Genomic DNA, 22,462 nt, shown 5'->3' on the forward strand with positions numbered 1-22,462 from the left:
GCCGGGGGCCGGGTCAGTATGGGAGGCTTCGGCGTCGGCCGGGGCCTCGTGCGCAGATTGCGCAATCTCACGGTTCAGCGGGGTTGCTCCTTATGATGTCCACGCTCCTCGGACTCTATCACAGGACGCGGCCCGGGTCAGGCGCCGTCGCATGACATCAAGCCGCGGGCCGTTTGGCGCGTTCCCCGGCGGTGACGAAGGGCCCGCTGCCGGCCCTCGCCCCTATCCCTTGCCTGAGGTTCGCGAGCGCTGCTGGCGCTCGCGAAGGGCGGTCGAGGACTGGAAATTGAAGCGGCCAAACAGGAAGGCCCAGGCCGGCGTTTTGCTGCCGGCCAGGCTGACAGCGGCGTGGCTGGGCAAGCGGAAGCGAGCGAACCGCAGGGCCGCGGGCGAGAAGCGGCTCTTCAGCGAGATCCACGGGCGGGAAACCACGGCGACCGGGACCTCGTGCATGATCTGGGTCCAGCCTTTCCAGCGATGGAAGGTGGCCAGGCTGTCGGCGCCCATGATCCAGACGAAGTGGACGCCCGGATAGCGGGCCTTGAGGCTGCGGATGGTGTCGATGGTGTAGGTCGAGCCCAGCTTGGTCTCGGCTCCGACCACGATCATGTCGATGCCCTGGGTCAGGGCCCGCGCGCCGGCGATGCGCTCGTCCAGATCGGCGGTCTCGTGTCGCGACTTCAGCGGATTCTGCGGCGACACCAGCCAGATCACCCGGTCCAGTCCCAGGCGGCGCTTGGCGGTCTCGGCCACGTGGGCATGACCATCGTGGGCCGGATTGAATGAGCCGCCGTACAGGCCGACCTTCATCCCGCGCGTCAGGCTGAATCCCAGGCGCAGCGCCTGAGGGCGACCGGCGACGGGCGCGCGGCGCGCCGGGCCTGCGAACCACATGCGCCCGGTCAGCTCTGACGGGGCGGGGTGGGCGCGCCCCCGCGGTCGAGGTCGAGATCGGTCTGCCGCACGCGGGCTCGAACCGTGAAGACGCCGTCGCCGGCCAGCACGCCGCCGCGCGCGAACAGCCGGCCATTCTCCCAGTTGGACAGGCCCAGCTCGGGCTTGTTCAGTGCGTACTGGCCATCCACCCAGCGGGTGAAGCCGTCGCCCACGAAGGGGGCGTCGATGGTCTCGTAGAAGCGCGCGTGCGCCGCCGGATCCTGCGAGATCAGCGCGGCGGCGAAGCGGGGGCTGAGCGCGTTGAACAGCGCCACGGCCTCGGCGACGTCGTCGACGATCTTCAGGCTGACCTCAGGGGTCTCCTCCCACTCCCACTCATGGCCCAGGTCGGCGTCGGACATGGGCTCGGCCAGAGCCTCGTCCACCGGGCCGTGGGCGCGGATGACAGTCGTCCGCGCGGTGCGCCACGCCTGCGGGAGCCGGTCAAAGTCGGCCTCGGCCACGTGCAGCTTGCAGCCCGTGCGGCGCTCGCCGGCGCGGGCCAGGGCGTCCAGGAACACCGGGACCAGTTCGTCGGCGCGCGCGCGCACGATGCAGCAGACGTTCAGCGTGTTGCAGACCTTGCGGTCCAGCGAGTGGTAGACGGCCGCATAGAACCGCTCGGCGTCGGCGGTGGCGTCGGCGACCATCCAGGCGCCGCCCGTGCCGTGCAGGCTGACGGGCGTGCCGGCCTGCCGGGCGATCGCGCCCAGTTGCGACACCGCCGGCCCCGAGCCGCGGGCGACGGCCAGCGCCAGCCGGCTGTCGGCGAACATGGCCCAACCGGCCGCATGGGCGGCGGAATCCACCAGCACGGCGGCGCCCTCCGGCAGTCCGGCCTCGGCCAGCGCCGGGTCGAGGGCGTTCGCGACGATGGCCCGCGCCGTCCCCAGGGCGTCCGAACCGATGCGGAAGACCACCGTGTTGCCCGCGCGGATCACGCCGGTGGCGTCGGCGAAGACGTTGGGCCGGCCCTCGAAGACGAAACCCACGGGCCCCAGCGGCGCCATGACCTGGGTCACCGACCAGCCGGGATGCTCGACGCATTCCAGCACCCGGCCGCGCGGCGCCTCGGCGTCGCGCCAGGCCTGCAGGCCCGCGATCATGTCGCGCCGCATGGCGTCCGAGGCGGCCAGGCGGGTGGTGGACCGTCCCCGGGCCCTGGCGCTCTCCACGTCGGCGGCGTTGGCGGCCGCGATGGCGGCCCACACGGCGTCGTCCGCCAGCCGCGCGGCGAAGGCGTCGAAGAAGGCGGTGATGGCCGCGTCGGTCACCTCGCCCATGCGGGCGAACGCGGCCACAGCGCGGCTGACAGCGCCCTGGGCGGCGGCGTGCTCGGCGGCGGGAATGTGCAGCAGGTCGCCAGTGTCCTGCACCACGACGAGCCTGTCGCCGGCGCGGAACGTGGCCGCCAGCTCGGGGCTCACATGGGCGACGCGATCACCGCCGAACGGGATCGCCTGGCCGGGCGCGAGTGCCTCCAGTCGTCCGTTCGTCCGCGCTGCGCCGCTGTCGTCCACCCCGGACCCCATATGCTCAACTTGAGCCTTACTACGCCCCCGACGCGGCGGCTGCTACCCCGGGTGTCCCAGCGTGAGTGGCCACCGACAGGTCATCGGCATGCACCAGCGGGCCGGACGAGTAGCCCAGCGCCGCCTCGATGGCGTCGGACTTGAGCCCGCAGAGGCGAGCTGCATGTTCGGCCGGGTAGCGCACAAGACCACGCGCGATCTCCCGCCCGGCCTCGTCGCGGATGACCACGGCGTCGCCCTTGTCGAAGCGACCCTCGACCGACCGCACGCCCGCCGGCAGCAGGCTCTTGCCCCGCCGCACCGCCGCGGCCGCGCCGGCGTCGACGGTCAGCGCGCCGGCGGGAGCCAGCGATCCCGCGATCCAGGCCTTGTAGGCGGCGCGGGGATTGGTCTCGGCCTCGATGACCGTGGCGTTGGCGCCGCCCTCGATCGCGTTCAGCGGCGACAGGCGCGTGCCCAGAGTGATGATCGTGGCGCAACCGGCCTGACTGGCGATCCGCGCCGCCTCCAGCTTGGTCGCCATGCCGCCGGTGCCGACGCCGGCCTGGGCGTTCGCGCCCCCGGCCATGGCCTCGATCTCGGGCGTCAGGTGGGTCACGCGCGGGATCAGCGTCGCCGACGGATCGCGCCGCGGGTCGGCGGTGTAGAGCCCCTCGACGTCCGACAGCAGCACCAGCGCCTCGGCGCCCACCAGCTGGGCCACCCGGGCCGACAGCCGGTCGTTGTCGCCGACCCGGATCTCCTCCGTAACGACGGTGTCGTTCTCGTTGATGACCGGAATGACGCCCAGCCCGAGCAGCGTCTCGACGGTGGCGCGCGCGTTCAGCCAGCGGCGCCGCACCTCGGTGTCGTCGCGGGTCAGCAGCACCTGGGCGCAGGTGAAACCCAGTGGGGCCAGCGCCTCTTCCCAGGCCCGCATCAGCGCCGATTGTCCTGCGGCGGCCGAGGCCTGCTTCTCCGGCAGCGACAGCGCCCGCTTGCCCAGGCCCAGCCGCCGGCGGCCCAGCGCCACGGCGCCGGACGACACCACCAGCACCTGCTGGCCTCGGGCCCGCAGGCGCGCCACGTCGGCGGCGAAGTCGGCAAGCCACGCGCCGTGCGCCGCGCCGTCGGGGCCGACGAGCAGGGCCGACCCAACCTTGACGACCACCCGTCTTGCGGCGGCCAACTCGCTCAAGGCGCCCAGTCCTCTGGGCCGGCCTCTTCGGCGGCGATCTCGCCCTTGCGCGCCTGCACCAGAGCGTAGGCCTCGCGTAGCAGCTCGGTCACGCCGATTTTCGCGAAGCCCGACACCCGCCGCACCTTCACCCCTGCCGCGGCCTCGAGCTCTGCGGCCTTCTCGGCGATGGTCTCCTCGTCCAGCGCGTCGATCTTGTTCAGCGCCAGGATCTCGGTCTTGTCCTCGAGGCCCTCGCCGTAGGCCTCGAGCTCATGGCGCACGGTCCGCCAGGCCTGGGCAACGTCCTCTTGCGTCCCGTCGACCAGGTGGATCAGCACCGCAGTGCGCTCCACATGTCCCAGGAACCGCGTGCCGATCCCCGCGCCCTCGCTGGCGCCTTCGATCAGCCCCGGAATGTCGGCCAGGATGAACCGCTCGCCCACCGAAAGGTCGACCATTCCGAGATTTGGCGCGAGAGTCGTGAAGGGATAGTCAGCAATCTTCGGGCGCGCTGCGCTGGCCGCGGCCAGAAAAGTGCTCTTCCCGGCGTTGGGGAGTCCAACAAGACCAACGTCCGCAATAAGTTTAAGTCGCAGCCAGATGGCAAGTTCCTGGCCCTCAAGGCCGGGATTTGCATGGCGTGGGGCCTGATTGACGGGGCCCTTGAAGTGCACATTCCCCCAGCCACCATTTCCGCCTGCCGCCAGGAGGACGCGTTGGCCGGCGTGGTCCATATCGACGATGAGGTTCTTGTCCTCGTCGAGGACCTCGGTGCCGACGGGGACCTTCAGGATGACGTCCTCGCCGGCGGCGCCGTGGCGGTTGCGGCCCATGCCGTGGACGCCGGTGCCGGCCTTGAAGTGCTGGGTGTAGCGGAAGTCGATGAGGGTGTTCAGGCCCTCGACCGCCTCGATCCAGACGTCGCCGCCGCGGCCGCCGTCGCCGCCGTCGGGGCCGCCGTACTCGATGTACTTTTCGCGCCGGAACGACACGGCGCCGCCCCCCCCGTTGCCGGAGCGGACATAGATCTTGACCTGGTCGAGGAACTTCATCGGGCGAGCATTCGGACGGTGAGGGCGGCGGCCAGCGACTTGACGGCCGCGCCGGGGAGGAGGGGCAGGATGCCGCTTTCGAACGCGTTGGCCGGGCTGAGGAAGCTGGCCAGCCCCGCCCAGCCGACGGCCAGCACGATGGCGTGGCCGGCCACGAACAGGGCGGTCAGCGACACCCAGCTCTTACACTTGGCCGCGCCCTCGCCGCAGACCCAGGCCGCGGCGGCCATCCCGGCGAGGAACCCGGCGGTGTGCCCGACCACGGCCTTCCAGCCGCCCGCGCCGCCGGCCAGCACCGGCAGCCCGAAGGCCGCCGCCGCCAGCCACGCCAGCACGATGCCCAGGCCCAGCCGCCCGCCGAACAGCCCGGCCAGCACGAACAGCGCATAGGTCTGCAGCGTGATCGGGACCGGCCCGATGTCGAACGCCACCCGCGACGCCGCCGCCATGCCGACAACGCCCGCCACCACGATCGCCGCCTGGACGGGCAGCGGGTGGCCGGCGGGGGCGCGGCGTCGGGATGCGGCGGCGGTCATGAGCGAGCCGATACCATATCAGGCCAGCCAGACCATCATGCGGGTGGCCACGGGCTCGGCGCGGGCGACGCTCATGCGCCATTCGACGTCGCCGGTGTAGAGGAAGCCCGCCTTCACCAGCACCTGGCCCGAGGCGCGGTTATCGGCGAAGTGGCCGGCCCACACGACGCTCTTGCGCCAGTCGAACTTCACCCAGCGCAGCGCCGCGGTCAGGGCCTCGGTCGCATAGCCCCGGTTCCAGAACGGCCGGCCCAGCCAGTAGCCCACCTCGCTCCGACCCGCCTCGTTCCGGTCGAACGCCAGCACGCCCATCAGCCCGAACTGGCGATGCTCGATGGCGAAGGTCGCCTCATGGCGCGGATCGGCCCGCTCGGCGGCGGCCGCGAAGGCCTCGGCGTCGGCCGGACGATAGGGGTAGGGCATCTGCGAGGTGTTCCCCACGACGCCCAGGTCGCCCGCCAGTTCGGCCACGGCGGCCGCATCGGCGCGGGTGACGCCCCGCAGGATCAGGCGGTCGGTCCCTATGCAGGGTCTGACATCGACGGCGCACATTCCACTACCTCCCGGCCTTCTGATGAGGCCCTGAAACGACTGCGGGGAGCCCGGCGACACCGGACTCCCCGCGAAGGTCGTCTGTCCGGTCCGCCCATTCTGGTGAGGCGGACCCGGAGAAAGGCAGGGTCCGCCTATTCGGCTGCGATCACCTTCTCGGCCGGCACCACCGTCGCGTAGGTACGGTTCTTGGCCTTGGTCACGAACTTCACCGCGCCGGTGACGAGCGCGAAGAGGGTATGGTCCTTGCCCATGCCGACGTTTTCGCCCGGCCAGAACTTGGTGCCGCGCTGACGCACGATGATCGAGCCGGCGTTGATCGCCTCGCCGCCGAACTTCTTCACGCCGAGACGGCGGCCCGCGGAATCGCGACCGTTGCGCGACGAACCACCGGATTTCTTGTGAGCCATTGTGTGCTCCTGTCCTTACTGAGGGCGCGTCCGAGGATTACTCGGCCGCGTCGTCCTTCTTGGCGGCGGCCTTCTTGGCCGCGGGCTTTTTGGCGGGCTTGGATTCGGCGGCCGCTTCCGGCGCCTCGGCTTCGGCCTTCGCGGCGGCGGTCTTCTTCGGCGCGGCCTTCAGGGCCTTGGCCAGCGGGGCTTCGGCCTGAACCTTGGCGGCCTTCTTCGGCACGTTCAGGGTGGCGAAGTCCAGGCCGCGGGCCCGGGCGTCCAGCTCGGCCTTGGTGGTCAGCGACACTTCGCCGTCCCACTTGGTCTCCTTGCCGCCGGCCGTGATGCCGGTGACGCGCAGGACCGTTTCGGCCTGGCGGTGGCCGCGGGTGCGGCGATAGCCCTGGCGGCGGATCTTCTTGAAGATCTTCACCTTCTCGCCCTTGCGGGTCTCGATCAGGGTGGCGGCCACGGAGGCGCCGGCCACAGTGGGCTCGCCCACCGTCACAGCCTCGCCGTCGCCCAGCAACAGAACGTCGCCGAACGCCACGGCCGCGCCGGGTTCGCCATCGAGCTTTTCGACCACAAGGATGTCGCCGGGCTGAACCCGGTACTGCTTGCCGCCGGTCTTAATCACCGCGTACATCGTTCGCGCCTTTGTATTTCTTCTTGATTGAAAGCGTGTTCGCGCCCCCGAGACGGGCCCGGGGACGAGGAGGCGCGGTTATACAGAGGGATGGGCGGGAGTCAATTGGGGGGTGGGAGTGACGGGCCGATCCCTACCCTCGGTCCGCAGAGGCATGTTACTCTGTCGCCGTGAAACCTGAACCGTCCCTGCTGGATGAGATCGACGACGAGGCCGAGGCCGCTGCCGACGCCGAGGGCCTGGCCGATATCGAGGCCGGGCGCGTCGTGCCACATGAGGAGGTCGCCCGGTGGCTCGACACGTGGGGCACGCCTGACGAAACGCCCCCGCCCGCATCGTGGCGCAACTAATCTGGTCGCGCCGGGCGCTGGCCGATCTCGCGGCGATCCAGGGACACATCCACCAGTTCCGACCGCTGGCGGCCCAGCGCATGGCGCAGCGGCTGAAGCTGGCTGCGGAGAGCCTGTCGGAGCACCCGGAGCGTGGCAGACCCAGTGGAGGGCTGCGTGAACTGGCGATCGTGCCGCCATACCTGATCCGCGACCGAGTCGGGGCGGGGGTGGTGCAGATCGTGCGGATCAGGCACGGGGCGCAACTGCGGTAGGGCGGAGCGCCTTGGCGGTTGCCTGGAGAACTGTCGGCCGTTTTCTGTCTCGTTCCAGGGAACGGGCTTCGGTGGCAGGAAATGGTGCTCCTGTCACCGCATTCGCCGCATTCGGAAGGCCATTGCCGAGCTGACCGTTGCGCACGGCGTGCCTGATATCGCCGATCATGTGGTGGCGGTGCATCGGGCCGTCGGCGGAATGTTCGAGCTTCTCTGGGAGCGGGGCGGGCATTTGGGCTGAAGCCCTGGGGCTGGCCCTGCCCGCAGCCGCGCGGCGACGCTGAAGGCGCATCCTTGACACGGCTCAGCTGTGGCGCTCGCATCAACCTTGGATTTCGGGGCGGGGATCATCCCGTTTTGGGCGCGGATCGGGGCGGCGCCTGATGCGTCGGGGGAGAGGGCGAGGTTGGGGGCGATCTACGTTCTGGCGCTGGCGGCGGGTGGCCTTGTGCTCGCCGTCGAGGCGCTCATGCGCCGCCGGGGGCATGAACATCCGTGGATCTATGGGTGGGCCAGTTCCTGCCTGTTCCTGGCGACCGGCGTGGCTCTTCTCGCCATGACGGCGGGCCTTCGGCCGGGGTTGAGCCTCGGTCTGGCGCTGCTGGCGGGCGCGACGAGCTATCCCGTGCTGCGCAACGCTGTCGAACTGCTCCGCACGGGACCCCGGAAGGTCTACGTCGAGGAGGAGGGCGCCGATCCGCCGTTGCATGAGACCTCGTATCGGGCGACCGGGTTCGGGAGTACGTCGCAGCCGATCCGTCCGGAACGGCCTCGGCCGACGGCGCCGAGTCCGCCGCCCAAGGTCTTCCGCTGGCAGGACGCCAATATCCCCGAAGCGCGACGGGCGGCGCTGGTCACCCTGGCGCTGCTGGCGGTCACGCTGGGCGGGGTCACGTGGCTGGTCAGTCCGTCATGGGCCAGCGACGCCAGCGACGTGGCGATGGTGCTGGCCGACGAGGGCTTTCCGGCGGCGCGGGTGCGGTCGTCGGATGTCAGTGACCTTTGCGTGGCCGGCCGGGAGGCGCCGTTCCGCTGGTCGGCGCCGGGGGTCGAGGGCGAAGCCTGTCGCAGCCCCAGCGGCCGCGTTAGGTATCTGGTGACCCGACGCTGGACGCGGGGCGGCATGGGCAGGGGCGTGTCGCCGCGGGCGGCCGAGTGACGGGGCGCGGGTTATTGGCGCGCGGCGGGCGGTTGCCTTCCGGCTCCTTCGCGGGGACGACCGCCCTAGGCCATCACTGATCCAGGAAGTTCGACCCGTAGCCGAACCCTTGGTCACACTTGGCCGTGGCCGGATCGCCGACCCAGATCCCCTGGAAGATCGCTTTCCGGTGCGCGCGAGCCAGCGCGGGGCCGGACAGCCAGATCAGAAGGCGCCGCTCGTCGGGGCTGAAGCTGGTGGCGGCGAAGACCGCGTAGCGCTGCCCGTCGCGGCGAATGTGGAATATCGGGGTCCTGTAGACCGTCAGTCCCATGCCGCGGGGCGTCGCGAAGATTTCGCCTTCCGTGACCGTGTAGCCGCCGTGCGGGCCGCTCACGGTGACGCTCGCGGCGTGGATACCTCCGGAGACGTCCGTGATGCGTTCGTCGGCGGCCAACTCGAACCCGCTTTCGTGGAAGCATATCCGGGCCGGGCCTTCCACCGGCGCGGCGAGCGGTTCAGCGCGGGTCGGGGCGGCGGCCACGAGGGCCGCGGTGAGGCTCAAGGCTGCGCTGGCGCGATGCATGTCCAAGCTTAGCCGCCGGTCTGAGCCATTCAATCCATCGACGGAGTCTGCCTTGGGGCCGAGCCGCGTCAAGGACGGCCCGCAGGGCCGCCGCGGGGCGGCGCGCCGGAGGCGCGTCCTTGACACGGCTCAGCCCCAAGGCTCGCATCGACCATGGATTTCAGGGCGGGGAGTATCCCCGGTGGGGATGCTGTTTCGGAGGGGACGTGAGGCGGCCGACAGCGTCCGATATTGTCGCAAGGGCCAGCGAGGCGGCGTTCGGCAGGCCGCTGGTGAGCAACACCCTGCGCTCGATGGTGGTCGAGGCGATGGTAGACCTGGCCCTCGGGGACGGGTGGACCTGGTGCTCGGCGGACTTCGCCGGGTGGGACTTCGAGCATGCCGACGGGACGCGCCTGGAGGTGAAACAGTCGGCGGCGCGTCAGACCTGGGCCGCGCCTGCGCGGCAAGCGCCGCCAAGGTTCGACATCGCGCCCCGCACCGGCCATTGGGCCGGACCCACCTGGATCGAGGGCGCGGGACGCCAGGCGCACATCTATGTGCTGGCGCACCATCCGCTGACGGACGAGACGGCGGATCATCGCGACCCTCAGCAGTGGGTGTTCTATGTCGTCGCGGCGGACATGCTGCCCGCGGCCAAGTCGCTGTCGCTGAAGGGCGCCGAGGCTCTGACGATCGCGGTGGACTACGTCGGACTTCGGGACATGGTCGAGCGGGTCCGGATCGTCTGCCGGGGCGGAAGCCCCCTCCACCGCCTTCGGCGGTCCCCTGAGGGCGCGGATCATCGCCCCCTTCAGCGCCCCCGCCGCGCCCGCCGCTCGCCCGGGTAGGGGTTGAGCTGGCCCAGGCGTTTGTTGATGGCGCCGACGAGGGGCCTGGCGGCCGGGCCGTGGCGATTGATGTGGTCCAAAGCCTCGTCGTGGAGCAGGAAGCTGCGGAAATCGCAGGCGTCGGCGACCTTGGCGGCGAAGTCGGGGCGGTCGCGGATCCATTTGTAGAGGGCGTAGGGGCTCGGCATGTCGGGCTCCTGCGACAGGCTGTGCAGCGAGGCCCCGGCGGCGATGCGGCGGCCGATCTCATCCATCAGGTCGGGCGAGCAGTGGCGGTCGACGCGGGCCTTGCCGCGGGCGCGATGGCCAGCCTTGGCGGCGGCGCGCAACACGCGCTCGAACTCGGGGTTTGTCCGACGCCAGCGGCGCAGGCCCAGTCGCGTGGGGAACGCCCGCTCGCGGTAGAGAGAGGGCAGGGTCGCGCCGCGGCTGACCGCCAGCACGATGCGGTCGGCCACGTCCTGATCGAACGGCATGCGTGAGCGGCGATAGCCGCGCGATGTGGCGCCGTGCCGGCGTCGGCTGGCGTCGGCAAAGGCCTTGGCCTCATCGAGGGCCTTGGCGAAGGCGCGGTCCTGCAGCTTCCAGGCGTTGAGCTCGCGGCGGTGGGGCATGCCGGGCTCGCGGATGATGTCGCCGATCGGGAAGCCCAGGCGGATGCGGATCAGCAGGCGGTCGGCGCGTGCGGGGTCGAAAGGGAAGCGCGGTCGCGGGTCGTGGACGTGGGCGTGTCGGCCGGCGGCGATGAGGCCGGCGAGACGGGGGTCCTGGCGGGCCCATTTGCGCAGGGTGGGGCGGCTGGGCCAGTCGGTGCGGCTGCAGATCAACTCGAGGCTCTCGCCGGCGGCGCGTCGGTCGAAGATGGCGGCCTTGAAGGCGGCGATCTGATCGGGGGTATAGCTGGGCATGGCGCGAGTTTGGACGGCGGGTGCGTCAGAAGCGGTCGGATGGGGGCGGACGGGGCCAGGCGGAAGCCCCCTCCACCGCCTTTGGCGGTCCCCCTCCCCCTGAGGGGGAGGACCTGGGCCGTGTCGGCGGTGGCTCGCCGCAGCCGCTCCGCCTAAGCTTTCTGTGGCGCCGCGGAATCGTTCGCGCGGGCGCCGCGTACGGGGGAGTATCCGATGGTGAGGATGAGAAGGGCTGCGGGCTCGGCGGGGGCGGCGGCGGCGGTGGCCGCCGCTCTGATAGGGGCCGTCCTGGCGGTCGGCGCGCCGGGGTCGGCGCGGGCCCAGGGGGCGGGCGACCATTTCCGGGGGCCGGAGTGTGTGGACACCGGCTGCGTCAACGCCCCGCCCGAGGTCTATGCCTGCCTGTCGCGCCAGTTCGTGGCCGATCCCGTCTTCCACAGCCGGGTCAGCGCGGGCCTGGACGCGCTGGAAAAGCGCCGCACGCCGGAGGCGGCCGAGCGCATGCTGAGCGCCCTGAAGCGCTCGACCTGCAATGCCGAGATGTACCGGCTGTCGATCACCACCTTCCGTCGCCTGCTGACGGAGACGCCGTTCGTCGGGCGCCGCATCGAGACCGTGGGGCGGCTGACCCGCGACGATTCCGGCAACGTGCGCGTCCAGCCGGCGGACGGCGCCTTTCCATGGATCCTCGAGCCCGGCTCGTTCGACGAAGCCCTCGTGGGCAAGACCGTCCGCGTTCAGGGTCTCGGCGCCGGGGCGGGCCGGCTGCGCGCCGCCGCCGTCACTGTCCGGAACTGAGGCGGGGAGCGCGCGCAAATTGGCTTGCCCGGCGGCGGCGGGGCCGTAAAGTCGAGCGACTTTCATAACGGAACGCAGTGGGGGACCCCGTGGCGGACTGGACCCGAATGGACAGGCGGACGCTCGTGACGCTGGCCGCCGCCGCCCTGGCGCCGCCGGCCCTGGCGCAGGAGAAGACGCCCATGGAGAGGCCCAGCCGCATTCGTCACTATGTGATCGCCGCCAAGGACATGGACGCGGTCTGCCGGCAGCTCTACGACCTGCTGGAGGTGGAGCCGGTGGCCAAGCCGCCGGGACCCGAGCCGACGCTGGCGTTCGGGTTCCGCACGCGGATGATCCGAGTGGGGACGACCCTGCTGGAGGTGGTGTCGCCGATCCGGGAGAAGCACCAGCTGCAGGACTTCTTCGTCCAGCGCGGCGGGGACGGCGGCTTCATGGTGGTGATGCAGACCTATGACGACGACGCCCTGCTGGCGCGGGCGGCGGCCAACGGCCACAAGCTGGCGTTCGAGATCCCGGACTTCCGCGGCCAGCACCTGATGCAGTTCGACTATCGGACGTTCGGCTCGCGGTTCGAGTTCTACAAGTACACGCCCGAGGACAACTGGTGGGGGAACCCGCTGCACGGCGACTACAACGATCCCAAGGCCGCCGAGGACATCATGGGCGGCGCGGTGGCCGTGCCCGACCCGGCGGCGATCGCCAAGACCGCCGCGGCGACCTTCCTGGGCCGGCTGGAGGGATCCAGCGTGCATTTCGGCGACCGGCGGATCGACTTCGTGGCGAGCGGCGAGGGTCCGCGGGGGCTGACGACGCTCTATCTGAAGGCGCGCGACCGGCGCCGGGTGGGCCACGCCGCGACAGTGGCCAACGTCGCGTTCCGCTTCGTGTGACGCGCGGCGCGGCGGCTCACGAGAGGAACTTCGCGCGGCTCCAGATCATGCGGTAGACCTCGTCGGTGATCTCCAGGCCGTCGCGCTGGAAGCGCCAGAGGCGGGCGACGAGGTGGATCGGTACGTCGGCCACGCAGGCGACGAAGCGGTCGGTGGCGAGGTCGCGGTAGAAGAGCGCCGCGCAGGCCCCCGGGAAGGCGTCCATCAGGATGCTGCAGAGCCAGATCGCGACCTCGGGCTTCTCGCGCTCGAGCCGCGGGTGCTCCTCGAAGATGGCCTTGACCGTCGGGACCACGGCGTCCTTGGGCAGACGTCGGAACGCCTCGAAGCCTTCCGGCGTCGAGACGTCGGCCGGAACGGAGATCACGTCGGTGTTCAGAAGGAACAGCATGTGGTTGACGACGGCGTCCTAACCCCGACTTCGTTGTCGATCGGTTAGTGGCAGGTCGTCGGCGTCGCCCCTGCGGCGGGGTGACGCATGTCAGAGCTGTGTTCGCGCCCCTGCCGCCCGCCGGGATGCGGGGGCGGCAGGGATCGCGAGGAGTCCGGGGCTCAGGCCCCGGCGAAGGCCGCGCGGCGGCGCAGCATGGCGCCGGCGGCGCCGAAGCCCAGGATCATCAGCGCCCAGGTCTCGGGTTCGGGCACGGCGCCGCCCTGGTTCAGCTGGAGGCTCGACCCCTGGAACCACAGCGACGGGCCATTGTAGCTGCGGGTGGTGAGGACGCCGTCGTAGGCATCGACGACGCCGGTGTAGCGGAAGCCCGCGAAGGTCAGCAGCGCCGGGTTGCCGAAGTCATCGCCGCTGAAGAACTGAGCGATGTGGATCGCGCTGTTCGTGTCGGACTTGGAGGCGCTGGCCACCACGGAGCCGTTCAGCGCGAGCAGCTCCAGCATGCCCGTCATCTGGATGTCGGACGGCTGATCGTAGTTGGTGGTGATCACCAGCGGCCAGGCCACCGACAGGTCGGCGATCGTCAGCGTCTGGTCGCCCAGGAAGTCGATGTCCACGATGAAGGTGTCGCCGACGGCGACATCGACCGGCGTGGTCAGCGGCAGGGCGTCGGCCTGGCTGAAGTAGTCCCCGGCCTGTACGGAACTCGCGGTGATGTCGGCCTTCGTCAGATCGGCGGTGGCGGTCATGGTGACGGTGGCCGCCGAGGCGCCGCCGGCGATGGCGAAGGCCGCCGCGGTCGCCGCGAGAAGCGGCTTGAAGGTCAGGCTCATTCTTGGAATCCCCCAGATGTTCGAGGAACCTTGTTATGTTGCGGTGCGGCGCACAAGGCCGCTCCCCTGGGAGGCGAGTGGCGCGCGCGTCTACGGGATCACGAGCACCGGCGTGGGGCTGTGCGCCAGGACCTCGGCCGTCTGACTGCCGAGCAGGAGGCGCTTCACGCCGCGGTGGCCGTGGGAGGCCATGACGATCAGGTCGCACCCCTGGCCCTGGGCGGTCGCCAGGATCGCCTCGGCGGGCTGGGAGCGGGAGACGTGATGGGTGGTGGCCGCGACCCCGGCGGCGTCGGCCATCTGCTTCGCCGCGGCCAGCACGGCGGCGGCCCGCTCGGCCTGGGAGGTGTCGAAGTCGGAGAAGGCGACCGAGAACGCGGCCCCGTCGAGGCCGGCGTAGGTGGGGATGTCTTCGGTCACCATGAGGAGCGCGGCCTTGGCGCCCAGGGCGGCGGCGAGCGCGAGGCCTGCCTCGACGCCCTTGGTGGCGAAGGCCGACCCGTCGGTGGGAATGAGAATGGACTTGTACATGCGGTCCTCCCGTTGCGCCCGCTCATGCCGGCGACGTCGCAAGGGTACACTGGCGTCGTGCGGGACGCGCGCCTTGATCTGGCGCAAGCGCGGTCAGGCGCGCAGGCGCAGGGTGCGCCTCACCCCCGGGCGAACCGGGCCAGGTCGGCGGCGGTGTCGCGGCTGATCTCGGGGCAGGCGATGGAGAAGATCTCGGCGCCGTGGGTGGTGCCCATGATCTGGCGGCAGCGGGCGGGCTGTCCGGCACGCAGCAGCAGGCGGTAGAAGTTCACGCCCTCGTCGCGCAGCGGATCGCACTCGTTGACGCTGATGATCACCGGCGGCAGGCCGCGCACGTCGGCCTCGGTGGCGAAGGCGGGCCAGGCCAGCGGGTTCTTCGCGTTGAAGGCCTCGATGCCGTAGGCCACCGCGCCGCGGTTGTCGTGCAGCTCGAGCAGGATGCCGTTGTTCTCGACCGACGACGGGCAGTCGGGATGCGGCCACTGGCCGGCGATATAGGGGCACAGCGCATAGAGGCCCTGGATCAGGCCGATGTCGCCGTCCTTCAGCAGCTTGAGCCCGGTGGCGAGGGTCAGGTTGCCGCCGCCGCTCTCGCCCGCCACCACGATGCGGGAGGCGTCGATGTTGAGAGACTGGGCGTTGGCATGGACCCACTTCACCGCCGAGACGCAGTCGTTCAGGCCCGCCGGGAAGGGCAGCACCTGGGGCGCCGACGAGGGCCGCAGCGCGTTGCGGAAGTCGGGCATGACGACGGCCACGCCCTGGGCGGCGATGATCCGGCCCCAGGCGCTGTACATGCCGTTGAAGGCGCTCATCGTCTGCATGCCGCCGCCGTGGAGGTAGACCACGCAGGGCAGCTTCTGGTCCGTGTCGGGGCGGATCACGGCGGCCTGGATCGTGTTGCCGTCAGGCGCCGACACATAGGTCTCGGTGCGGATCGAGAGGCCGGCCCGGGGCGCGTTCTCCTCGGTGTCGCAGGCGCTGAACAGCATGACCATAGCGGCTTCAGCGGCCAGCGCCTCGGGCGTGTTGGCCTGGGCCAGCAGGGTCTCGCGGTCCTTCACGTCGCCCGCCGGCGGCCGGTCGGGCCAGGCGAACAGCGCCTTCAGCCGCGGATCGATGCGCGGGTCGCGGACAAGCTTGGAGACGGGAACGTCGTTCATGGCGGCAGGCTCCGGCGAGACGGTCGCGTGGACGGTGGCAGGGCGCCGTAGGGGAGGGGAAGTTACTCCGCGCAGGCCTCCAGCATGTCGCGCAGGTGAGCTTCGCCGGCCAGGGCGAGGTCCGAGGTCGGCTGGGTCGCGAGCACGGTGATGATGTCGGAGCCGGTCTCGAGCGTGCGGTGAACGGGGCACTTCTCGGCGATCTCGAGCAGGCGCCGGGTCTGGGCGTCGCTCAGCGGGCCCTTCAGCACGATCTCGCGGGCGAAACGGTCGCGGCCCTTGAGGCCGTCGCGGGCGTGAACGACGCGGACCAGAGCGCGCTCCAGCGGCCAGCCCTTGCGCTCGGCGTAGAGACGCATGGTCATGGTGGTGCAGGCGCCCAGCGCGGCGGCCAGCAGATCGTAGGGATTGGGGCCCGAGCCCAGGCCGCCGGCCCCCTCGGGCTCATCGGCCAGGAAGGTTGCGCCGGCGGCGGTCACCTCGACCTGGAAGCGGCCGACGCCGGTCTCGGCGACGGTGACGGCGTCGGGGTCGTCTTGCGGGGGGCTCATGGGCGGGTCCTGACGGGGATCGGTCAGGGCGATTGAGGGGCGTTTGCCGCGGATTGGCTAGTCCCGCCGTCGGCGGAGGCCGCTCTACCCCGCCATCGCCGGTCGGGCGGTGTGGGGCTCGGCGGTGAGGGCGGCGACGAAGGCGTCGCGCCAGGCGGTGACATCCTCACGCTGGACGCCGTCGTAGAGGGCCTCCCAACGGCGGATACGCTCGGGCTTTTCCATGTGGATGGCGCGCTTCAGGGCGTCGGCGACCTCCTCGGGGCTGTTGGGATTGACCAGCAGGGCGTCGCCCATCTGCCGCGCGGCGCCGGCGAAGCGGGAGAGGACCAGGACCCCGGGATCCTCGGGGTCCTGCGCGGCCACGAATTCCTTGGCCACGAGGTTCATCCCGTCGCGAAGGGGCGTGACCAGACCGACGCGGGCGGCGCCGTAGATGCCGGCCAGCTCGTCGCGGCGGTAGTTCTTGTTCACATAGCGGAACGGCGCCCAGTCGACGTCCGAATACTCGCCGTTGATCCGGCCCGAGAGCGCATCGAGGCGGCCGCGGATCTCCTGGTAGGCCTCGACCGACTCCCGGCTGACCGGAGCGATCTGCAGCATCAGCACCTCGCGGCGCAGATCCGGGTTCTGGGCCAGGAAGTGCTCGAAGCCCAGGAACCGCTCCTCCAGCCCTTTTGAGTAGTCCAGCCGGTCGACGCCCACGATCAGGTGGCGGAATACGGTGGCGGCGGTCATCAGGTTGCGCATCCGCCGGGCGCGGCTGGAGTGGGTCATACGCGCGAAGTCCTCGGCGTCGATCCCGATCGAAAAGGCGCCGGTCTCGAGCACGCGGCCGAAGCCCTTGAGACAGCCGGGCCGCAGGACCTCGCCGTCGGCCTCGTTCAAGACATACTCCTCGAACGCCTGCTGGTGCTCGGCGGTCTGGAAGCCGGCCAGGTCGTAGTCGAACATCGCCTCCACCAGCTGGCGGTGGCGGGGCAGGTTGATCATCACCTGGTGGGCCGGCCAGGGGATGTGGAGGAAGAAGCCGATGCGGTTCTTGACCCCCAGCGCCCGCAGCTCCTTGGCCAGCGGGATCAGGTGGTAGTCGTGCACCCAGATCACGTCGTCCGGACGGATCAGGGGGGCCAGCGTGGCGGCGAACCGGCGGTTGACCCGCGTGTAGCCCTTGTCGAAGGCGCGATCGAAGGCGGCCAGGTCGATGCGGTAGTGGAACAATGGCCACAGCGTCTTGTTGGCGTAGCCGTTGTAGTACTCGTCGAGATCGACCTCTTCGAGGTCGATGGTGGCGGCCGTGACGCCGCCGACGGTTTCGGTGTGCAGGTCGCCGGTGAACGTCTCGGTCGTCCGCCCGCTCCAGCCGAACCACAGGCCGGAATAAGCCTTCAGCGCCGCGGCCAGCGCCATCGCCAGGCCGCCCACGCTTTCCTCGCCGTCGCCCGACGGCAGGTTCACGCGGTTCGAGACGACGATCAGCCGGCCTTGGGGACTCATCGCGCGGCCTCCAGCCAGGCGATCACGTCCTCGACGTTGCGCAGCCCGAAGCGGGCGTGGGTGGCGCGCGGACGGCCGACCAGCACCCCGAACCCTCCGAGTTGCTCCACCGCCGCGAAGCCGTTCTCGTCGGTGACGTCGTCGCCCACGAAAGCAGGCGTGCGGCCCTGGAAGGGCGCGGTCTGCATGAATTCGCGGATGGAGTCGCCCTTGGACGCGCCGGGCGTGCGGAGCTCCTCGACCATGTCGCCATGCTGCAGGAAGAGGCCGGTCTCGCGGGCGGTGCGAAGGGCCACCACCCGGGCCTCGGCGGCATAGGTCGGGGCCTGACGGAAATGGAGCGCGACGCTGGCGCCCTTCTCCTCGACGATGATCCCCCGGTCGCGGACCGCGAAGCGGCGGAGCGTATCGCGAGCGGCTTCCAGCCCTGGGTGCGGCTCGGGCTCGTGCAGCGCGCCGTCGGCGCCGCGCCGGACCAGGCCGTGGACGGCGGCGACGCATGTGATGCGGCCCTCGAGGATGCGGTCGACGTCATCCAGCGTGCGGCCGGTGACCACGGCCAAGCGGCCTTCGAGGCCTTGGTTCAGGCGCTCCAGCAGTTGGGTTCGGCGAGGGTCGGGACGCACGTCCTGCGGCCGCGGCGCGAAGGGCGCCAGCGTGCCGTCGATGTCGAGGAACAGCGCCGCCTCCGACAGCCTGAGGGGCTTCGGCGGAGGCAAAGCGACCGTAAGCGAATCCAGTGACATGGCGCTCCCACCCGGAACATCGACCTAACGCCGGCGGCGCGGTTTCGATCCCCCCGCGCGCGGGATTGTGAAAAGCCTCGCCCGGCCCTTGACCCGCGCGCGGACTGGGGCCTTTCTCCGGCCTCCGCGAAGAGCGCGTGGGCGACAGTGCGCGCGGTTTCGCGCTCGAGAGCGCACTTCATTAAAAGGTTCTCGAGCACGATTCAGCGGCCGAGCGAGATCGACCGCATCGGGCTCCAGGAGAGGAAGACGAGATGCCGGCCACGGCTGACGCCATCGTGCTGTTCGGCGCCACGGGCGACCTGGCGCGGCGCATGCTGCTGCCGTCCCTGTACTTCCTGGACGCCGACGGGTTCCTGCCGGACGGCTTCCGGCTGGTGTTCACGGCCCGCGCCGATCTTTCGACCGAAGCCTTCGTCGAACAGACCCGGCAGGCGCTGAGCGCGCGGCCCGAGGGGCTGGACGACGCCGTTTGGGCGCGCTTCGCCGGCCGCATCACCTATGTGGGGGCCGACGCCACCACGCCCGAAGGGGCCGAGGCGCTGAAGCCCGCCCTGGACGGCTGCAAGGCGCCGCTGTGCTTCCTGGCCGTGTCGCCCAGCCTGTTCGAGAAGATCTGCTGCTCGCTGGCGGCGGCCGGCGTGACGACCCCGGACGCCCGGATCGTTCTGGAGAAGCCGATCGGCCGCGACCTGGAGACCTCGCACCACGTCAACGCCGCCCTGGGCGAGGTGTTCGCCGAGGAGCAGATCTTCCGGATCGACCACTACCTGGGCAAGGAGACGGTCCAGAACCTGATCGCGCTGCGCTTCGCCAATACCTTCTTCGAGCCGCTCTGGAACAACCTGACGATCGACCACGTGCAGATCACCGTGGCCGAGACCGAGGGGGTAGGCGCGCGCTGGCCGTACTACGACGAGTACGGGGCGCTGCGCGACATGCTGCAGAATCACATGCTGCAGCTGTTGTGCCTGGTGGCGATGGAGCCGCCCGCCGACATGGAGCCGGACTCGGTGCGCAACGAGAAGGTGAAGGTGCTGCGCAGTCTGCGCCGCTTCACCCGGATGGACGCGGCCGAGAAGTCGGTGCGCGGGCAGTACACGGCCGGCGTCGTCAGCGGAAAGACCGCCGAAGGCTACGAGACCGAGCGGGGCCAGAAGAGCGGCACCGAGACCTTCGTGGCGCTGCGGGCCGACATCGACAACTGGCGCTGGGCCGGCGTGCCGTTCTTCCTGCGCACGGGCAAGCGGATGCCCGAGAAGCGCACGACGGTGGTGATCCAGTTCAAGCCGGTGCCGCACTCGATCTTCGGCGCGGCCTCGCTGATGGACATGTCGCCCAACCGGCTGGTCATCGACCTGCAACCGGACGAGGACATCAGCCTGACCCTGATGAACAAGGCGCCGGGGCTGACCCAGGGCGGGATGCGGCTGCAGTCCCTGCCGCTGTCGCTGTCGCTGCTCAAGACCTACGAGGGCCCTGGGGCGCGGCGGCGGATCGCCTACGAGCGGCTGCTGCTGGACGCGATCCACGGGGACGCGACGCTGTTCGTGCGGCGCGACGAGGTGGAGGAGGCGTGGCGCTGGGTCGACGGCGTGGCCGACGCCTGGTCGGAAGCGGGCCTGCATCCCCGGCCGTACGCCGCCGGCAGCTGGGGCCCGTCGGGCGCGTTCGCGCTCATCGAGCGCTTCGGCAAGGCCTGGTCGGACTGATCTGCCCGTACCGTTCACGGGCGATCCCCCTCTCCCACTTCGTGAGAAAGGCAGGGACTTCTACCCCGCCTTGCGGACCCGCTTGGCGGCGAACATCCGGGCGTCGGCGTCGGCGATGAGGGCTTCGGGGTCGGTGTCGGGGTCGAGTTCGCGGACGCCGTAGCTGACCTTCAGCCCCTGGCCGACCGCCTCGATGGCCTGGGCCAGGGTGGCGGCCTTGGCCTCGGCGGTCGCCTGATCGGCCTGGACCAGCACGACGGCGAACTCGTCGCCGCCCATGCGGCCCACCAGGTCGCTCTCGCGGACATTGGCCACCAGCTTGTCGGCGACCGCCATGAGCGCCGCATCGCCGGCGGCGTGCCCGTGGCCGTCGTTCAGCGCCTTGAAGCCGTCGAGGTCGAAGTAGACCAGGCTGGCGGGGAAGCCGTAGCGGCCCGCGAAGGTGCGGGCGCGGGAAAGCTCGCGGACGAAGGCGCGGCGGTTGAGCAGCGGGGTCAGCGTGTCGCGGTCAGCCAGGCCCTCGGCGTCCGAGAGGCGGGCGCGCAGCTGGGCGACCTCGCGCTTGAGCTGGTCGAGCTCGCCGATCAGGGCCTCGATCGCGGCCTGGACGGCGGGGGTCATCTCGGCGCGCGGAATGCCCAGGAAAGTCACCTGATCGACCGCGCCGGCCGCGCCCGACGACGCAACGCCGCCCGGCGCGAGGACGCGGCGTCGCTCGGTTCGGATCGGTTCGTTGCGGGCGCCGGTGATCTTCATCGGGTATCCGGAATGGTTAACGCCATTCGACGTCACCGCGGTTAAGGGAATCTAACCGCACAGCATTGTGCGGGCAAAGGCGGCGCCTATACTCCGCGCCCTTCCGGGGACGCCCTAAGGACTCAGCATACATGAGCGCGCCTGTCGCCATTATCATGGGCAGTCGGTCGGACTGGCCCGTGCTGCGCCATGCGGCCGAGATGCTGGACGGCCTGGGCGTGCCCTATGAGGCCAAGGTGGTCTCGGCCCACCGCACGCCCGAGCGGATGTTCACGTTCGCCAAGGGCGCAAAGGCGGCGGGGTTCAAGGTGATCATCGCCGGGGCCGGCGGCGCCGCCCACCTGCCGGGGATGACCGCGTCGCTGACCGACCTGCCGGTGCTGGGCGTGCCGATCGAATCCAAGGCGCTGAAGGGCATGGATAGCCTGCTGTCGATCGTCCAGATGCCCGGCGGCATTCCGGTGGGCACGCTGGCCATCGGCGAGGCGGGCGCCAAGAACGCGGGCCTGATGGCGGCGCGGATCCTGGCGCTGTCCGACCCCAAGGTGGCCGCGCGCATCGCCGCGTTCGCCGCCGACCAGACCGCCAGCGTCTCCGAGGCCGTCGAGTAGCATCATGGTGAACCTGCCGCTCCCGCCCGGCTCCACCCTCGGCATCCTGGGGGGCGGGCAACTGGGCCGCATGCTGGCGCTGGCCGCGGCGCGCCTGGGTTTCGACGTGGCCGTGCTGGAGCGCGACGCGGATTCGCCGGCCGGCCAGGTCTCGAACCACACGATCGTGGGCGCCTACGACGATCCCAAGGCGCTGGCCGAGCTGGCGGCGGTGGCCAAGGTGGTGACCTTCGAGTTCGAGAACGTCCCGGCCCGGGCGGTGCTGACCCTGCAGCAGCTGGGGGTCGAGGTGGCGCCCGGGGCCGAGGCCCTGGCGGTGGCGCAGGATCGGGTGGCCGAAAAGCAGTTCCTGAACGCCAGCGGCGCGCCGACGGTGGCCTTCGCCGCGGCCGACAGCGGCGAGGAGGCGGCGTCGGTGGCGGCGGTCATGGGCTGCCCGCTGCTGATGAAGACGCGGCGCGAGGGCTATGACGGCAAGGGCCAGCGCTGGATCGAGCATGTGGGCGACGCCGCCGCCACCTTCGAGGCGCTGGGCGGGGTGCCGGTGATCCTGGAGGCGCCGGCCGATTTCGTGCGCGAGCTGTCGATCATCGCCGCGCGCGGCCGCGATGGGGCCACCGCGATCTATCCGCTGGCCGAGAACCACCACGAAGGCGGCATCCTGCGCCGCAGCCTGGCGCCGGCCAATGTCTCGAAGGCGATCGCGCTGGAGGCCGAGAAGATCGCCGCGCGCGTGCTGAAGGGCCTGAACTATGTGGGCGTGGTGGGCATCGAGCTGTTCGAGCTGAAGGACGGCCGCCTGCTGGTCAACGAGATCGCGCCGCGCGTGCACAACACCGGCCATTGGACCCAGGACGGCTGTTCCGTGGACCAGTTCGAGCAGCACATCCGCGCCGTGGCCGGTTGGCCTTTGGGCCCGACGATCCCGCACGCGCGGGTCGAGATGCTGAACCTGCTGGGCGACGAGGTGGAGACCTGGGCGAAGCTGGCGCACGAGCCGGACACCCGCATCCACCTCTACGGCAAGCGCCAGGCCAAACCTGGCCGCAAGATGGGCCACGTGAACAAGGTCCGGATGCTGTAGGGGCGTTCAGCGTGGAACCTGGGGC

The 22,462-nt window shown here is 70.8% G+C and carries 27 protein-coding genes; 9 read left to right on the forward strand and 18 right to left on the reverse strand.

All coding sequences use genetic code 11. The annotated features are described in order from the left end of the window. Nucleotides 1-222 precede the first annotated feature (222 nt). From ACQ66R_RS14145 to rplU, 8 genes are all read right to left on the reverse strand, one after another. Nucleotides 223-894, reverse strand: a complete 672-nt coding sequence (locus ACQ66R_RS14145; RefSeq protein ID WP_430422982.1) for a nicotinate-nucleotide adenylyltransferase — start codon at nucleotides 892-894, stop codon at nucleotides 223-225. Between the two features lie 8 nt (nucleotides 895-902). Next, nucleotides 903-2,456: an aldehyde dehydrogenase family protein gene (locus ACQ66R_RS14150; RefSeq protein WP_430422984.1), complete on the reverse strand. Its 1,554-nt coding sequence runs from the start codon at nucleotides 2,454-2,456 to the stop codon at nucleotides 903-905. Between the two features lie 31 nt (nucleotides 2,457-2,487). Further along, nucleotides 2,488-3,645 carry a glutamate 5-kinase gene (gene proB / locus ACQ66R_RS14155; RefSeq protein WP_430422985.1) on the reverse strand — a complete coding sequence of 386 codons (1,158 nt, stop codon included), beginning with the start codon at nucleotides 3,643-3,645 and terminating at the stop codon, nucleotides 2,488-2,490. Beyond that, nucleotides 3,642-4,679 (reverse strand): GTPase ObgE, encoded by a 1,038-nt coding sequence (gene obgE / locus ACQ66R_RS14160; RefSeq protein ID WP_430422987.1) that lies wholly within the window; start codon nucleotides 4,677-4,679, stop codon nucleotides 3,642-3,644. The genes proB and obgE overlap by 4 nt, the downstream gene beginning before the upstream one ends. After that, nucleotides 4,676-5,215, reverse strand: coding sequence for a biotin transporter BioY (locus ACQ66R_RS14165; RefSeq protein ID WP_430422989.1), 540 nt, complete (start codon nucleotides 5,213-5,215; stop codon nucleotides 4,676-4,678). The genes obgE and ACQ66R_RS14165 overlap by 4 nt, the downstream gene beginning before the upstream one ends. A gap of 18 nt (nucleotides 5,216-5,233) precedes the next feature. Next, nucleotides 5,234-5,767, reverse strand: a complete 534-nt coding sequence (locus tag ACQ66R_RS14170; RefSeq protein ID WP_430422991.1) for a GNAT family N-acetyltransferase — start codon at nucleotides 5,765-5,767, stop codon at nucleotides 5,234-5,236. 134 nt (nucleotides 5,768-5,901) lie between these two features. Further along, on the reverse strand, nucleotides 5,902-6,177 hold the full coding sequence (rpmA, locus tag ACQ66R_RS14175) for a 50S ribosomal protein L27 (RefSeq protein WP_293364046.1): 276 nt from the start codon (nucleotides 6,175-6,177) through the stop codon (nucleotides 5,902-5,904). A gap of 37 nt (nucleotides 6,178-6,214) precedes the next feature. Beyond that, a complete protein-coding gene (gene rplU, locus ACQ66R_RS14180; protein WP_430422993.1) occupies nucleotides 6,215-6,805 on the reverse strand; it encodes a 50S ribosomal protein L21 in 591 nt (196 codons plus the stop codon). A 170-nt stretch (nucleotides 6,806-6,975) separates the two neighbouring features. Here rplU and ACQ66R_RS14185 point away from each other — a divergent pair, with 170 nt between their 5' ends. From ACQ66R_RS14185 to ACQ66R_RS14195, 3 genes are all read left to right on the forward strand, one after another. Beyond that, complete coding sequence (locus ACQ66R_RS14185) at nucleotides 6,976-7,155, forward strand: antitoxin (RefSeq protein ID WP_430422995.1); 180 nt, start codon at nucleotides 6,976-6,978, stop codon at nucleotides 7,153-7,155. Then, nucleotides 7,143-7,409, forward strand: coding sequence for a type II toxin-antitoxin system RelE/ParE family toxin (locus tag ACQ66R_RS14190; RefSeq protein WP_430422997.1), 267 nt, complete (start codon nucleotides 7,143-7,145; stop codon nucleotides 7,407-7,409). The genes ACQ66R_RS14185 and ACQ66R_RS14190 overlap by 13 nt, the downstream gene beginning before the upstream one ends. Before the next feature lie 406 nt (nucleotides 7,410-7,815). Further along, nucleotides 7,816-8,568 carry a hypothetical protein gene (locus tag ACQ66R_RS14195; protein WP_430422999.1) on the forward strand — a complete coding sequence of 251 codons (753 nt, stop codon included), beginning with the start codon at nucleotides 7,816-7,818 and terminating at the stop codon, nucleotides 8,566-8,568. Between the two features lie 73 nt (nucleotides 8,569-8,641). Here the strand turns inward: ACQ66R_RS14195 and ACQ66R_RS14200 are convergent, their stop codons facing one another. After that, complete coding sequence (locus ACQ66R_RS14200; protein WP_430423000.1) at nucleotides 8,642-9,205, reverse strand: hypothetical protein; 564 nt, start codon at nucleotides 9,203-9,205, stop codon at nucleotides 8,642-8,644. A 134-nt stretch (nucleotides 9,206-9,339) separates the two neighbouring features. Between ACQ66R_RS14200 and ACQ66R_RS14205 the strand changes: the two genes are divergently transcribed. Next, nucleotides 9,340-9,963 carry a hypothetical protein gene (locus ACQ66R_RS14205; RefSeq protein ID WP_430423002.1) on the forward strand — a complete coding sequence of 208 codons (624 nt, stop codon included), beginning with the start codon at nucleotides 9,340-9,342 and terminating at the stop codon, nucleotides 9,961-9,963. On the opposite strand, the gene ACQ66R_RS14210 is transcribed toward ACQ66R_RS14205, so the two are convergent. Continuing rightward, nucleotides 9,927-10,871 carry a hypothetical protein gene (locus ACQ66R_RS14210; protein ID WP_430423004.1) on the reverse strand — a complete coding sequence of 315 codons (945 nt, stop codon included), beginning with the start codon at nucleotides 10,869-10,871 and terminating at the stop codon, nucleotides 9,927-9,929. The genes ACQ66R_RS14205 and ACQ66R_RS14210 overlap by 37 nt on opposite strands. A gap of 222 nt (nucleotides 10,872-11,093) precedes the next feature. Here ACQ66R_RS14210 and ACQ66R_RS14215 point away from each other — a divergent pair, with 222 nt between their 5' ends. After that, entirely contained in the window at nucleotides 11,094-11,669 is a 576-nt protein-coding gene (locus tag ACQ66R_RS14215; protein WP_430423006.1) for a hypothetical protein, read from the forward strand. 107 nt (nucleotides 11,670-11,776) lie between these two features. Next, entirely contained in the window at nucleotides 11,777-12,562 is a 786-nt protein-coding gene (locus ACQ66R_RS14220) for a hypothetical protein (protein ID WP_430423008.1), read from the forward strand. A 16-nt stretch (nucleotides 12,563-12,578) separates the two neighbouring features. Here ACQ66R_RS14220 and ACQ66R_RS14225 read toward each other — a convergent pair whose 3' ends face one another. The 7 genes from ACQ66R_RS14225 to otsB all read right to left on the reverse strand — a co-directional run bounded on the left by ACQ66R_RS14225 (nucleotide 12,579) and on the right by otsB (nucleotide 18,274). Further along, on the reverse strand, nucleotides 12,579-12,953 hold the full coding sequence (locus ACQ66R_RS14225; RefSeq protein WP_430423009.1) for a hypothetical protein: 375 nt from the start codon (nucleotides 12,951-12,953) through the stop codon (nucleotides 12,579-12,581). Nucleotides 12,954-13,114: 161 nt separating this feature from the next. Then, nucleotides 13,115-13,786, reverse strand: coding sequence for a PEPxxWA-CTERM sorting domain-containing protein (locus ACQ66R_RS14230; protein ID WP_430423011.1), 672 nt, complete (start codon nucleotides 13,784-13,786; stop codon nucleotides 13,115-13,117). A gap of 90 nt (nucleotides 13,787-13,876) precedes the next feature. Further along, nucleotides 13,877-14,317 carry a universal stress protein gene (locus ACQ66R_RS14235; protein WP_430423013.1) on the reverse strand — a complete coding sequence of 147 codons (441 nt, stop codon included), beginning with the start codon at nucleotides 14,315-14,317 and terminating at the stop codon, nucleotides 13,877-13,879. 119 nt (nucleotides 14,318-14,436) lie between these two features. Next, complete coding sequence (locus ACQ66R_RS14240) at nucleotides 14,437-15,480, reverse strand: alpha/beta hydrolase (RefSeq protein WP_430423016.1); 1,044 nt, start codon at nucleotides 15,478-15,480, stop codon at nucleotides 14,437-14,439. A 62-nt stretch (nucleotides 15,481-15,542) separates the two neighbouring features. After that, nucleotides 15,543-16,031 (reverse strand): OsmC family protein, encoded by a 489-nt coding sequence (locus ACQ66R_RS14245; protein WP_430423018.1) that lies wholly within the window; start codon nucleotides 16,029-16,031, stop codon nucleotides 15,543-15,545. A gap of 84 nt (nucleotides 16,032-16,115) precedes the next feature. After that, nucleotides 16,116-17,528 (reverse strand): alpha,alpha-trehalose-phosphate synthase (UDP-forming), encoded by a 1,413-nt coding sequence (locus tag ACQ66R_RS14250; protein ID WP_430423020.1) that lies wholly within the window; start codon nucleotides 17,526-17,528, stop codon nucleotides 16,116-16,118. Further along, a complete protein-coding gene (gene otsB / locus ACQ66R_RS14255; protein WP_430423022.1) occupies nucleotides 17,525-18,274 on the reverse strand; it encodes a trehalose-phosphatase in 750 nt (249 codons plus the stop codon). The genes ACQ66R_RS14250 and otsB overlap by 4 nt, the downstream gene beginning before the upstream one ends. A 254-nt stretch (nucleotides 18,275-18,528) precedes the next feature. Here otsB and zwf point away from each other — a divergent pair, with 254 nt between their 5' ends. Then, the gene (zwf, locus tag ACQ66R_RS14260; protein WP_430423025.1) at nucleotides 18,529-19,986 is read left to right on the forward strand and encodes a glucose-6-phosphate dehydrogenase; all 1,458 of its coding nucleotides are present in this window, start codon (nucleotides 18,529-18,531) and stop codon (nucleotides 19,984-19,986) included. A gap of 60 nt (nucleotides 19,987-20,046) precedes the next feature. On the opposite strand, the gene ACQ66R_RS14265 is transcribed toward zwf, so the two are convergent. Next, complete coding sequence (locus tag ACQ66R_RS14265; protein ID WP_430423027.1) at nucleotides 20,047-20,742, reverse strand: GGDEF domain-containing protein; 696 nt, start codon at nucleotides 20,740-20,742, stop codon at nucleotides 20,047-20,049. 131 nt (nucleotides 20,743-20,873) lie between these two features. Here ACQ66R_RS14265 and purE point away from each other — a divergent pair, with 131 nt between their 5' ends. Together purE and ACQ66R_RS14275 are read left to right on the forward strand one after the other, a co-directional pair. Further along, nucleotides 20,874-21,353 carry a 5-(carboxyamino)imidazole ribonucleotide mutase gene (gene purE, locus ACQ66R_RS14270; protein WP_430423029.1) on the forward strand — a complete coding sequence of 160 codons (480 nt, stop codon included), beginning with the start codon at nucleotides 20,874-20,876 and terminating at the stop codon, nucleotides 21,351-21,353. Between the two features lie 4 nt (nucleotides 21,354-21,357). Next, the gene (locus ACQ66R_RS14275) at nucleotides 21,358-22,437 is read left to right on the forward strand and encodes a 5-(carboxyamino)imidazole ribonucleotide synthase (RefSeq protein WP_430423031.1); all 1,080 of its coding nucleotides are present in this window, start codon (nucleotides 21,358-21,360) and stop codon (nucleotides 22,435-22,437) included. Nucleotides 22,438-22,462 lie beyond the last annotated feature (25 nt).

It is taken from the genome of Phenylobacterium sp. (assembly GCF_965284355.1).
GTDB lineage: Bacteria > Pseudomonadota > Alphaproteobacteria > Caulobacterales > Caulobacteraceae > Phenylobacterium.

What these genes read in the sequence shown, in the direction of transcription:
- ACQ66R_RS14145 (WP_430422982.1), bottom strand. Translation starts at nt 894, where the DNA reads ATGTGGTTCGCAGGCCCGGCGCGCCGCGCGCCCGTCGCCGGTCGCCCT.
- obgE (WP_430422987.1), bottom strand. Translation starts at nt 4,679, where the DNA reads ATGAAGTTCCTCGACCAGGTCAAGATCTATGTCCGCTCCGGCAACGGG.
- ACQ66R_RS14165 (WP_430422989.1), bottom strand. Translation starts at nt 5,215, where the DNA reads ATGACCGCCGCCGCATCCCGACGCCGCGCCCCCGCCGGCCACCCGCTG.
- ACQ66R_RS14170 (WP_430422991.1), bottom strand. Translation starts at nt 5,767, where the DNA reads ATGTGCGCCGTCGATGTCAGACCCTGCATAGGGACCGACCGCCTGATC.
- rpmA (WP_293364046.1), bottom strand. Translation starts at nt 6,177, where the DNA reads ATGGCTCACAAGAAATCCGGTGGTTCGTCGCGCAACGGTCGCGATTCC.
- rplU (WP_430422993.1), bottom strand. Translation starts at nt 6,805, where the DNA reads ATGTACGCGGTGATTAAGACCGGCGGCAAGCAGTACCGGGTTCAGCCC.
- ACQ66R_RS14210 (WP_430423004.1), bottom strand. Translation starts at nt 10,871, where the DNA reads ATGCCCAGCTATACCCCCGATCAGATCGCCGCCTTCAAGGCCGCCATC.
- ACQ66R_RS14215 (WP_430423006.1), top strand. Translation starts at nt 11,094, where the DNA reads ATGAGAAGGGCTGCGGGCTCGGCGGGGGCGGCGGCGGCGGTGGCCGCC.
- ACQ66R_RS14220 (WP_430423008.1), top strand. Translation starts at nt 11,777, where the DNA reads ATGGACAGGCGGACGCTCGTGACGCTGGCCGCCGCCGCCCTGGCGCCG.
- ACQ66R_RS14225 (WP_430423009.1), bottom strand. Translation starts at nt 12,953, where the DNA reads ATGCTGTTCCTTCTGAACACCGACGTGATCTCCGTTCCGGCCGACGTC.
- ACQ66R_RS14230 (WP_430423011.1), bottom strand. Translation starts at nt 13,786, where the DNA reads ATGAGCCTGACCTTCAAGCCGCTTCTCGCGGCGACCGCGGCGGCCTTC.
- ACQ66R_RS14235 (WP_430423013.1), bottom strand. Translation starts at nt 14,317, where the DNA reads ATGTACAAGTCCATTCTCATTCCCACCGACGGGTCGGCCTTCGCCACC.
- ACQ66R_RS14240 (WP_430423016.1), bottom strand. Translation starts at nt 15,480, where the DNA reads ATGAACGACGTTCCCGTCTCCAAGCTTGTCCGCGACCCGCGCATCGAT.
- ACQ66R_RS14245 (WP_430423018.1), bottom strand. Translation starts at nt 16,031, where the DNA reads ATGAGCCCCCCGCAAGACGACCCCGACGCCGTCACCGTCGCCGAGACC.
- ACQ66R_RS14250 (WP_430423020.1), bottom strand. Translation starts at nt 17,528, where the DNA reads ATGAGTCCCCAAGGCCGGCTGATCGTCGTCTCGAACCGCGTGAACCTG.
- otsB (WP_430423022.1), bottom strand. Translation starts at nt 18,274, where the DNA reads ATGTCACTGGATTCGCTTACGGTCGCTTTGCCTCCGCCGAAGCCCCTC.
- zwf (WP_430423025.1), top strand. Translation starts at nt 18,529, where the DNA reads ATGCCGGCCACGGCTGACGCCATCGTGCTGTTCGGCGCCACGGGCGAC.
- ACQ66R_RS14265 (WP_430423027.1), bottom strand. Translation starts at nt 20,742, where the DNA reads ATGAAGATCACCGGCGCCCGCAACGAACCGATCCGAACCGAGCGACGC.
- purE (WP_430423029.1), top strand. Translation starts at nt 20,874, where the DNA reads ATGAGCGCGCCTGTCGCCATTATCATGGGCAGTCGGTCGGACTGGCCC.
- ACQ66R_RS14275 (WP_430423031.1), top strand. Translation starts at nt 21,358, where the DNA reads ATGGTGAACCTGCCGCTCCCGCCCGGCTCCACCCTCGGCATCCTGGGG.